The sequence below is a fragment of the Sphingomonas sp. GC_Shp_3 genome, from assembly GCF_026540945.1.
Lineage (GTDB): Bacteria > Pseudomonadota > Alphaproteobacteria > Sphingomonadales > Sphingomonadaceae > Sphingomonas.
Genome location: NZ_JALNUT010000021.1, coordinates 1 through 8,276 on the forward strand (window position 1 = coordinate 1; position 8,276 = coordinate 8,276).

General features: G+C 58.2%; 12 protein-coding genes and 1 pseudogene. 10 read left to right on the top strand and 3 right to left on the bottom strand.

All coding sequences use genetic code 11. The features are described from left to right. Nucleotides 1-293: pseudogene (locus OXR00_RS19405) on the top strand (DNA-binding protein); the annotation flags it as partial. An 883-nt stretch (nt 294-1,176) separates the two neighbouring features. Here the strand turns inward: OXR00_RS19405 and OXR00_RS19410 are convergent. Next, nucleotides 1,177-1,614, bottom strand: a complete 438-nt coding sequence (locus OXR00_RS19410) for a helix-turn-helix domain-containing protein (RefSeq protein WP_267389874.1) — start codon at nt 1,612-1,614, stop codon at nt 1,177-1,179. 349 nt (nt 1,615-1,963) lie between these two features. Here OXR00_RS19410 and OXR00_RS19415 point away from each other — a divergent pair, with 349 nt between their 5' ends. After that, nucleotides 1,964-2,125, top strand: coding sequence for a hypothetical protein (locus OXR00_RS19415; protein WP_267389876.1), 162 nt, complete (start codon nt 1,964-1,966; stop codon nt 2,123-2,125). A 302-nt stretch (nt 2,126-2,427) separates the two neighbouring features. Here the strand turns inward: OXR00_RS19415 and OXR00_RS19420 are convergent, their stop codons facing one another. Continuing rightward, nucleotides 2,428-2,982, bottom strand: coding sequence for a recombinase family protein (locus OXR00_RS19420; RefSeq protein ID WP_267389878.1), 555 nt, complete (start codon nt 2,980-2,982; stop codon nt 2,428-2,430). A gap of 156 nt (nt 2,983-3,138) precedes the next feature. Between OXR00_RS19420 and OXR00_RS19425 the strand changes: the two genes are divergently transcribed. The 3 genes from OXR00_RS19425 to OXR00_RS19435 all read left to right on the top strand — a co-directional run bounded on the left by OXR00_RS19425 (nt 3,139) and on the right by OXR00_RS19435 (nt 4,334). After that, nucleotides 3,139-3,594, top strand: coding sequence for a hypothetical protein (locus OXR00_RS19425; protein WP_267389879.1), 456 nt, complete (start codon nt 3,139-3,141; stop codon nt 3,592-3,594). Between the two features lie 223 nt (nt 3,595-3,817). Beyond that, the gene (locus OXR00_RS19430) at nt 3,818-4,069 is read left to right on the top strand and encodes a BrnT family toxin (RefSeq protein WP_267389880.1); all 252 of its coding nucleotides are present in this window, start codon (nt 3,818-3,820) and stop codon (nt 4,067-4,069) included. Continuing rightward, complete coding sequence (locus OXR00_RS19435) at nt 4,059-4,334, top strand: BrnA antitoxin family protein (RefSeq protein WP_267389881.1); 276 nt, start codon at nt 4,059-4,061, stop codon at nt 4,332-4,334. Before OXR00_RS19430 ends, OXR00_RS19435 begins: the two co-directional genes overlap by 11 nt. Nucleotides 4,335-4,363: 29 nt before the next feature. Here OXR00_RS19435 and mobQ read toward each other — a convergent pair whose 3' ends face one another. After that, nucleotides 4,364-5,371, bottom strand: coding sequence for a MobQ family relaxase (gene mobQ / locus OXR00_RS19440; RefSeq protein ID WP_267389882.1), 1,008 nt, complete (start codon nt 5,369-5,371; stop codon nt 4,364-4,366). Between the two features lie 188 nt (nt 5,372-5,559). On the opposite strand from mobQ, the gene traD reads away from it, so the two are divergent. From traD to OXR00_RS19465, 5 genes are all read left to right on the top strand, one after another. Next, complete coding sequence (gene traD / locus OXR00_RS19445; protein ID WP_267389883.1) at nt 5,560-5,832, top strand: conjugal transfer protein TraD; 273 nt, start codon at nt 5,560-5,562, stop codon at nt 5,830-5,832. Next, on the top strand, nt 5,825-6,286 hold the full coding sequence (locus OXR00_RS19450; RefSeq protein WP_267389884.1) for a hypothetical protein: 462 nt from the start codon (nt 5,825-5,827) through the stop codon (nt 6,284-6,286). The genes traD and OXR00_RS19450 overlap by 8 nt, the downstream gene beginning before the upstream one ends. A gap of 3 nt (nt 6,287-6,289) precedes the next feature. Next, nucleotides 6,290-6,502: a BrnA antitoxin family protein gene (locus tag OXR00_RS19455; protein ID WP_267389886.1), complete on the top strand. Its 213-nt coding sequence runs from the start codon at nt 6,290-6,292 to the stop codon at nt 6,500-6,502. A gap of 440 nt (nt 6,503-6,942) precedes the next feature. Beyond that, nucleotides 6,943-8,049 carry a replication initiation protein gene (locus OXR00_RS19460; protein ID WP_267389887.1) on the top strand — a complete coding sequence of 369 codons (1,107 nt, stop codon included), beginning with the start codon at nt 6,943-6,945 and terminating at the stop codon, nt 8,047-8,049. A gap of 79 nt (nt 8,050-8,128) precedes the next feature. Beyond that, nucleotides 8,129-8,276, top strand: a 148-nt coding sequence (locus OXR00_RS19465; protein ID WP_267389888.1) for a helix-turn-helix domain-containing protein, incomplete at its 3' end; no start/stop codon positions are given.

Consider the following 8,276-nt stretch of genomic DNA (forward strand, 5'->3'; position numbering starts at 1 on the left):
CCCCCAAGTCATCTGCAACGGTTAGCGTGACACCATCTGAAACAGTGCGTAACACTGAAAGTGGCGTAGGTAACACCTCCGATTTCAACGTGTTACAGGCACGCCTTGATGCTGCTTTGGAACAGTTACGTGACCGAGACGGCACGATCGGTGACCTTCGTCAGCGCCTTGATCGGTCGGACGAGGAACGACGCGAGGCGCAGGCCCGAGTGATCGGGCTGCTAGCTGGTCCAGGGCCTACGGAATCCAAACGGGGATTTTTCGGTCGTCTGTTTGGCCGCCCTGACGAGTGACGTTGCAAAAGGGGTACCTTTTGCAACGTCCAATTTGATGAATCGACTATTGGGATGCTTTCCGTCTGCCCGGCGAATGAGCTAGCTAATCACCATTCAATAGGGATTTCGCCACCACGGCCGGGGCTAGAGGAGATTGGGAGTGAGGCGAGGGGTCATCGCAGCGGTAGCTGGCTTGCTGATCGCGCAATCAGTAGCGGCACAGCAATCACCAGCTCAGGAAACTCACGCAGCGTTCCGCCAAGCCGTCGAAGATTATCAAATGTTCGTTGTTGCGCACTGCGCCCCGGATGACGTCAGGGCATACGTTGCCGCCAGAGCTAACCGGGATCGCGCCTTTGTTCGATCCCTTCGTAAGACGGCCTTGGCGGCCGACTACAAGCAGGCCGTCGCCGATCGCGCTGAGAAAGACAGTCACACTGTTTACGAATGCATGGGTCCACCGCCGCCACCCCCACCACCGCCTGGCATGGTGCCGCCGCCTTCGATGCCAGCGCCAAGCGAGCCGCAACATCATGATCCATTGGCCGGTCACTTCGCAGCAGGCGACCGCCAATTTGCGGAAATGGTGCGGATCAGGGACGAGTTGATCGGTCACCCACGCAGATAGGTAAAGCGGCCCAATCGTTGCAGAAGGGTTCCCTTTCGCAACGTCGTTTAAGAGAGGTATATGAGCCTTCTTGCTGCATTGATTTTAGCGGGTAGCCCAGTGACGAGCTCTGTGATGCGAGTCCAGATCTACCCTCGCACCGAGCTTTCCCATGTACCAGCCCTTGACACTCCGCAGAAATTTCTCATATCAGACACTGTCTAGGCCGGATGGCGCCTAATGGCTCATTCGATCACACAAAGCCCTCGCCTGTTGGTGGGGGCTTTGTCGTTCCTATAGATCATCATCTTTAACTTGCGCTTTACTTTGCGCCTGCCGTTTAAATGCTCCTGGGTTTTCCTCGGCGGCCTTCGTAACTGCGGCAACCAAACCAGATAAATCGTATTGATTACTAGCTCTCGCCTGATTTCTATTATATCGCGTTAGCCTCTCTATGTATCCTTTCTGCTCTAATGCAGTCAGCGCGCGCTGAACTTGGCGCGTACTAAGGCCTGCGCGAACTGCGATCGTCGCCTTGCTTGGAAATGGAAGTCTTTCTTTCGACCACCACGATGATATGATTTGTAGCACGACCAACATTTCAGTTGGCGTGATACGCGCATCTTCCTGCACGAACTGATTCATTGAAATAAAGTGGTTTGGTAATATCGAAAATCCTGCGTTTACAGCCGCAGAACCCCACTTTTGCTCGCTACTGACGATACCGTCCATGTCTCTATACCATCCCGATATTGGCTGGGGTAGGAGACGTATATGTCTGCATACCCTAGGACACAAGCGTCTCCCTAATAAGTATCCCAGTTAATTAGACGAATGTGATAAAGGATATATGGAAACAGACTAAAGCGATTTCGGGCTTGAGCGGCACTAGGGGGCGGAAAATTACCGTCTAAATGGTTTGCCGCTTGCCCTTGATAACGCACTCGCAACGGCTTATGTCGTGCAGGTGAAGGGGCGCCATCCGGCCTAGACACCCCGGTGTTCCTTCACAGTCAACAACTGTATAGGACACCTAATACCAATGATTACGCCCCGACTCTCTGCCGCAGACGCGGCAGTGGTGAAAGCCATGCTCTCGCGTGGTGATCGCCAAAGCGATATCGCCGCCTTTTTCAAGGTGAATGCAGGTCGCATCTCGGAAATTAACACCGGGAAGTGCTTCGTGACCGTTATGGCGGCCAACGATAATGTGCCGCCTCCTGGCCCGTATTCGGTCAAGTAACATGCCCGAAAAAACGTCAAAATCCGTCGCTTCGAAAGCGTCGAAGCTGTTGCGGAGCCCTTCTAGCTCCAAAGCGGTGAAGTCGGTCGCAGCGTCCGCCCTGACCCAAGCACCCAATAAGCCTAAGCGGAAACGCTAAGGGCAAACGGAAGGGGCGGCTTCGGCCGCCCTTTTTTTGCAAGAACTCACAGTCCCTTGTCGTTGCAGACAAGCAAGCTCGTACTTGAACATATGGTCGAGTGATGTCCGCCTATCGCAGACTTTCGTCGGCAGAAAACCGTCAGTTGCACCAAACTCGTTGTTCAACCCTGTTTTCGGGACAGTCTCGATATTGTCGCCTGGTTGACCCCAAGTAGGGCTGCAACAGTGCGCTGCGTATCGCCGGTTGCAAGGCGCTGTAGGGCCTCAGCCTGCTGATGAGGGGTAAGAGCAGAACGCCGGCCAAATTTTACGCCACGGGCCTTAGCCTGAACCCTGCCGGCAGCGGTGCGTTCAGTGATACGATGACGCTCGTAGCTCGCTGCGACCCCCAATACAGCAATGATGACATCGGCGAACTGGGAGGTGGTATCCACCATCGGCTCAGCGATCGAGCGAAAGCCGGCGCCAGCCTCCTTCACCGCATGAAGGATGTTCAACAGGTCACGGGTGTTGCGGGCGAGGCGATCGGTCGACGTCACCATCAGCACATCGCCGGCATCGAGCGCGCCGATCGCGCGCTTGAGCTGCGGCCGCTCGGCAGTCGCACCGCTAATCTTTTCGCGATAGACCTTCGTGCAGCCGGCCGCGTCGAGTTGGGCGAGCTGCTGCGCCAAATCCTGACCGTTGGATGAAACGCGAGCATAGCCGTAAATCATGCTCCGATTGTGCATCGGATTTATGCATCACGGAAGTGCCCGGATTGTCGCCATTTTCTGATTGATGCAAAACCTGTGAGTTTCGCATCACAGGTTGGCCGGCTCAGATGGAAAGGAGACATTGCCGCTTTCGCTGGCTTTGAATAGCAGTTGGTTATGACCGAGGAGCAGCCGATGCCCGGCAAAGCCATTTACGACGTGTTCTTCGAGAACGGCGAGGTGCGACCAAATTTCAGGAAAGAGTATATTTCGCTGTGGTCGGGGTGGCTCGGTAAAGAACGGCTTCATTTGTTGGATGACGTCAGCAAAGAAGAATGGTTGAGGTTCAACCAAATGCTGCTGGCGGCCTTCAAAGGCTTCCGCATGGGGGTGGTCAATCATTCAGCAGGGATTGTCGAGTTCCCTACGCGGCTTGAGCCGTTTCTAAGCGACCATCAGGAATCGATGCGAAAAGACGCGAGCCAGTTTTCTCAGTTCGTCATTCCAGCATTGGGTTGTATGATTACAGAGGAGTGGGATTATACCTACATTTTCTGGCACCGCGACATAGGCGCACTAGAGGCAATCAAGCCGCTCCTCTCCGAAGCGAGGCTCCAACATTTTTCTGATTAGTGCCCTGACTGGATCAAGCTCTGACTGTGCTCTCGAATGTCTGCACGTGGCGCTCTCTCGACCGGTCGCACGCCCCACCCGTCTGATGCAAAACTTTTGATTTTCGCATCAGGAATGGCCGAGTTTGGGCGACTGCGGAAGGGCAGCTTCTCTTCCCGATAGCTGCCGCCAAGGTGGGGACGAGCAGCTATTGATTTTTAATAAATCGTAGCTACAATAAACTGTGGATATCGAGTTCGACCCTTCGAAGGACGACGCGAACATCGCCAAGCATGGCGTATCGTTGGCGCGTGCGGTCGAACTGGCTGGAATTGTCGTGGTTGAGGATGCCCGGTTCAATGAACCCCGCTTCCGGCTGTACGGCACGATCGACGGTATAGCTCACTGTGCGGCGGTGACGATGCGCGGCAACATCGTCCGTATTATCAACCTGCGCCGCGCTCATGGTAAGGAGATGCGCCGTTATGGCTTCTGACACTCCCCCGGTTGTCTTTGATGACGACAATCCCGAATGGACGGACGCGGATTTTGCCCGTGCTCGGCCGATTGCTGATTTCCCGGCGCTCGCAGCTGCTTTTCCAAATGGCAGCAAGCCACGCGGACGGCCGAAAGGCTCAACCACCTCTGACAAGTCGTTGGTGTCGCTGCGGCTCGATAACGATGTGCTGGAACGGTTCCGAGCGACTGGCCCAGGCTGGCAGTCACGGATCAACGAAACGCTGCGATCCGCGAAGCTCTAACCAGCGCAGGGGTTGCGAAGAGAACTCCGTTACCGCCCGAGTGACGGCCCCCGATTACGATCGATCTGGCGTTGCCGATCGCGCTCGATCTCACGTTGTCGCAGTTGCTCGCGCTGGATCGCTTCTCGCTGCATCTGCTCCTGCTGTAGCTGCGCACGTTGTTGTGCCTCAGCGGCCCGATCGCGCTCGACCGCACCGCTCAACGTCGCTGCGAACCCGTGCAGACGCCCCGCCATTCGCTGCCCGACGTCGCGCAGCCATTCCGATCCGCGCTCGATATACTGACGCAAGGACCGTTGCTCGAGGACGCCGGCGTTGTGCTGCGCAACCTTCGTCACCGGCTCGTATTCTCGCCCATCGCGCTGCGCCTCCCGCTCGGCCCTGCGCTCCATCGCCACGACGCCAGGCCCCATGTGCACCGTCGCCTCCTGCTCGATCCCGCGCCGCTGGTGGCTGCGATGATCGACCCGCTCGGCCACCTGCGCCCGTTCCAGCGCCGCATTCTGCATCTCTGCGAACCGCCCCCGCCAGCGCTCGACCTCCCCGCTCGCCTTCTGGTCCAGCTCGCGGCTCTTCTCCCCCAGCCCCTCCGCGCCGATCCGCCGCGTCGTGGTCAGGAGGTGCGCATGATAGTTGCGCTGATCGCCGTGGCGACCAGGTGCGTGGATCGCCACGTCCACTGCCACCCCGTGCCGCTCGCTGATCTCGCGGGCGAGGTCGAGCGTCAGGGTGCGCCGCTCATCGGCCGATAGCTCAGCCGGGAGCGCAATCTCGTATTCCCGCGCGACCGTCGAGTTCTTGCGCGTCTCGGCCTGCTCGGCGGCATTCCACAGCGCCGAACGGTCCTGCACCCACGCAGGCGCATCGGCGGGAGCGACAATCTCGCGATGCTCGATGCCCTGCTTGCGGGTGTAGTCGTGGACGATGCCGGTGCGCTCGTCCGCGATCTCCACGCCCGCACGATAGGCCGCTGCCGCTGTCGCGCTGCGACCGGCGGAACGGCCTATCGTCTTCACCGCAAGATGGAAGCTCGCCATCGCCGCGCACTCCTTGCCATGCGGGAGCATGGCGCGGACGATAGCCCGCTGGGGTTCGGGGGTATCCTCCGACGCACGCAAACGCAAGTTTGCATAAGTGCGCCATTCATTCCCTTCGGTCCTTCTGGTAGCTTCCTCTACTATTTCGCATTACACTCACTTCGTACTCATGCTTTCAGGTAGGAAACATGGCGGCACCGACACCCGAGTCCATCGAAAAAGCTCGCCGCAAGGTCGAGCAGGCGAAGGCCCAGCTACAGGCGCTCGAAGCCCGCGCCGCCACACTCAACCGCAAGGCTGATGCCCGTCGCAAGATCATCCTCGGCGGCCTGCTCCTCGATGCTGCGATGAAGGACGCGGAATGGGAAAAGCGGCTGGGTGTGCTGATGGAGCGGATCAACCGCGATCAGGACCGCAAGGCGTTCGCGGGATGGACCTTCCGAGGTGACCCCGATGGCTGACCCGTTCGACCCCTCTGACTTCGATGCGCTCCCGCCCTCCGGCGATCCTCATGCCGATTATCGCACCCTGCTCGATGCCATGCGTAAAGCGGGCGCCGAAGGGGTCGCAGAACAATCGGCTACCTTGGCTCGCCAGATCGAGCAGGACGCCCGCCAGCGCGCCGACTGGGGCCGCACGGTGGGATCGGAGGTCCAAGACCTGCAACGGGCCGCAGCGGCGCTCCAGCGGGCCAGTACAGGCATCTGGCTGGACCGGCTCAAGGAATGGATCTGGGCCGCAGTAATCGGGCTGGGGCTCATCTTCGCCGCGGCTCTTGCCTATCGCTGGGCCAAGGAACCCGTGATCGTCCAGCACATGTACGGCTGCGCCAATCATTGGAACGCCAAGACCCGAACCTGCAAGGGCGGATGGGTGCCCTTGCAGCCGCAGCCGCAGCCGCAGCCGACCGGGTGATGTATGAAGACCGATGACAACCCGCCGATGGACGCCACGTTTATGGCTGGCATGACGTCTTCCCGCCGTGGACGATCGCAAACGGAAGCACCGAAGGTAGTGGTTACCATCCGCCTGGACGCCAGGACGGTGGAGCATCTGCGTGGAAGTGGCCCCGGATGGCAGACCCGTCTCAACGCTCTGCTCGGCCAGCTGGTGGAGGCAGGGAAAATCTAGCCAAGTGCTGCCTCTGCGATCCTGGGATAGCTCCATAAGGTTCTGGGAGCCGCACAGGTGGGACAGACACGCCTCCCCCCACTTCCTTCCTCGCTAAGCCCATAGCGGCCCTTAGGCCGCTCCTGTGACGGCGTAGCCGGCACGCATCATTAGCGCATCGGCCAAAGGCCGATTCAACATGTCATCCCTCTACGGTTTCCTCGCGCGCACGCAATGATTCTAGATTCTAATGATTCTATGATTCAGGGCTTCGTATCCATTTGATTATAAAACAGAAATCTGCCCCACCTACGAGAAATGGGGCGGTCAGGTACGAGGAATGGGGCGGCGACCTACGAGAAATGGGGCGGTCAGGTACGAGGAATGGGGCGGCCTAAGGTCGCAGAAACGAGCTACGAATAGATATTGATACGTAGCTCGTTTCTATGCACACCTTGCTCATGTCCGATCCTCCCTCCCTCGGCCGTACGATGAAAGCGGCTTCGACAGCTGCTGTGCGTGATGGTCACGCCATCGTAAAAGCGGGCGAGTTCATTGAGGCACGTTTTGGCGCGGGTGTCTCTCCGTCCTTAGCAGCGCGCAAAACTCTCGCGCTTTTGATCGCCAAAGCTGCGGGTGAAGCATGGCAGCCCGGCTCTCACGTGATTGCAAAGCGCGATCTTCGAGGCAGTCATGAATCCAATGACAGGATACAGGACACGCTCGATGAACTGATGGACATCAAATTTCGGATGCCATCCACATCGGCACAGGGTCGGTCAGCCACGCTTACCGCTGCCCTGTTAGCCTGGACACTCAACGAACATGCTGATGATGGCCTTGCCACTGTGGAGTGGGAATTCACGGCACCAGCTCGAGCTGTGCTTCAAGGCAGCGATTATTACGCCCGGTTGAACCGGGCCGCACTTCTGGCCTTTCGATCAAAATACGCAATCACGCTCTACGAGATGGGGTGCTTACTCGCTGGACGCCGTGAACCCCGATGGTCTGGGACAATCGAAGATCTACGAGAGCGCGTCGGCGTAGCTCCGAAGACGATGCTCAACTTTTCTGATTTTAGACGCTTCGTTCTCGATCTGGCAAAGGCCGAAATCGATCAACTTGCCGCATTCACTATGGACTGGTCCGAGAAGCGTGGTGCTCGGGGAAAGATCACCCACGTCACCCTCGTCTTCACACCGAAGGATGATGACGCCACCAATGCCGCAGCCGATGAGGCAGGACGCCACAGTACCGGACGTCGATCGCGGCGTGAGGGCACCGCAGATACCATCGTCGATCCTGCCAGCCTCATCGCTGTAGCAGCAACGCGAATGTCGGTTTCCGATACCCTAAGATGGCCCGCCGACGACCGCGTGGACGAATTCAAAACCCCAGAACTCTATGCGATCGGGCGCGCCTTGGGTGGTGGTCATGCCGTCCAGCGGCTCGCCGACCAATACGTCAGAGTCCTCAAGGATCGTCGCCGCCAGCTTGTCGGAGAAGCCCTCAAGGCAGACTGGACGAAATGGGTTACAGGGTGTTCCGCCAAATGGGGCCGAGCCTAATCCGTTCCCAAGAATACCTGTTCCTGCTAACTGTAAGCTGACGGCAGTTTGAAACGATACGCAACGGGGCAATGGATCGATGGCTTACACCTTAGGAGAGGCCGCTAAGGCTACCGGCATCAGTAAGGCATCTATCTCGCGAGCCATTAACAGTGGTAGAATATCTGCGGTTAAGAACGAGGGAGGATCATTCTCGATCGAACCCGTTGAGCTGCACCGGGTCTACC

What these genes read in the sequence shown, in the direction of transcription:
- OXR00_RS19410 (WP_267389874.1), bottom strand. Translation starts at nt 1,614, where the DNA reads ATGGACGGTATCGTCAGTAGCGAGCAAAAGTGGGGTTCTGCGGCTGTA.
- OXR00_RS19420 (WP_267389878.1), bottom strand. Translation starts at nt 2,982, where the DNA reads ATGATTTACGGCTATGCTCGCGTTTCATCCAACGGTCAGGATTTGGCG.
- OXR00_RS19425 (WP_267389879.1), top strand. Translation starts at nt 3,139, where the DNA reads ATGACCGAGGAGCAGCCGATGCCCGGCAAAGCCATTTACGACGTGTTC.
- OXR00_RS19435 (WP_267389881.1), top strand. Translation starts at nt 4,059, where the DNA reads ATGGCTTCTGACACTCCCCCGGTTGTCTTTGATGACGACAATCCCGAA.
- mobQ (WP_267389882.1), bottom strand. Translation starts at nt 5,371, where the DNA reads ATGGCGAGCTTCCATCTTGCGGTGAAGACGATAGGCCGTTCCGCCGGT.
- traD (WP_267389883.1), top strand. Translation starts at nt 5,560, where the DNA reads ATGGCGGCACCGACACCCGAGTCCATCGAAAAAGCTCGCCGCAAGGTC.
- OXR00_RS19450 (WP_267389884.1), top strand. Translation starts at nt 5,825, where the DNA reads ATGGCTGACCCGTTCGACCCCTCTGACTTCGATGCGCTCCCGCCCTCC.
- OXR00_RS19455 (WP_267389886.1), top strand. Translation starts at nt 6,290, where the DNA reads ATGAAGACCGATGACAACCCGCCGATGGACGCCACGTTTATGGCTGGC.
- OXR00_RS19460 (WP_267389887.1), top strand. Translation starts at nt 6,943, where the DNA reads ATGTCCGATCCTCCCTCCCTCGGCCGTACGATGAAAGCGGCTTCGACA.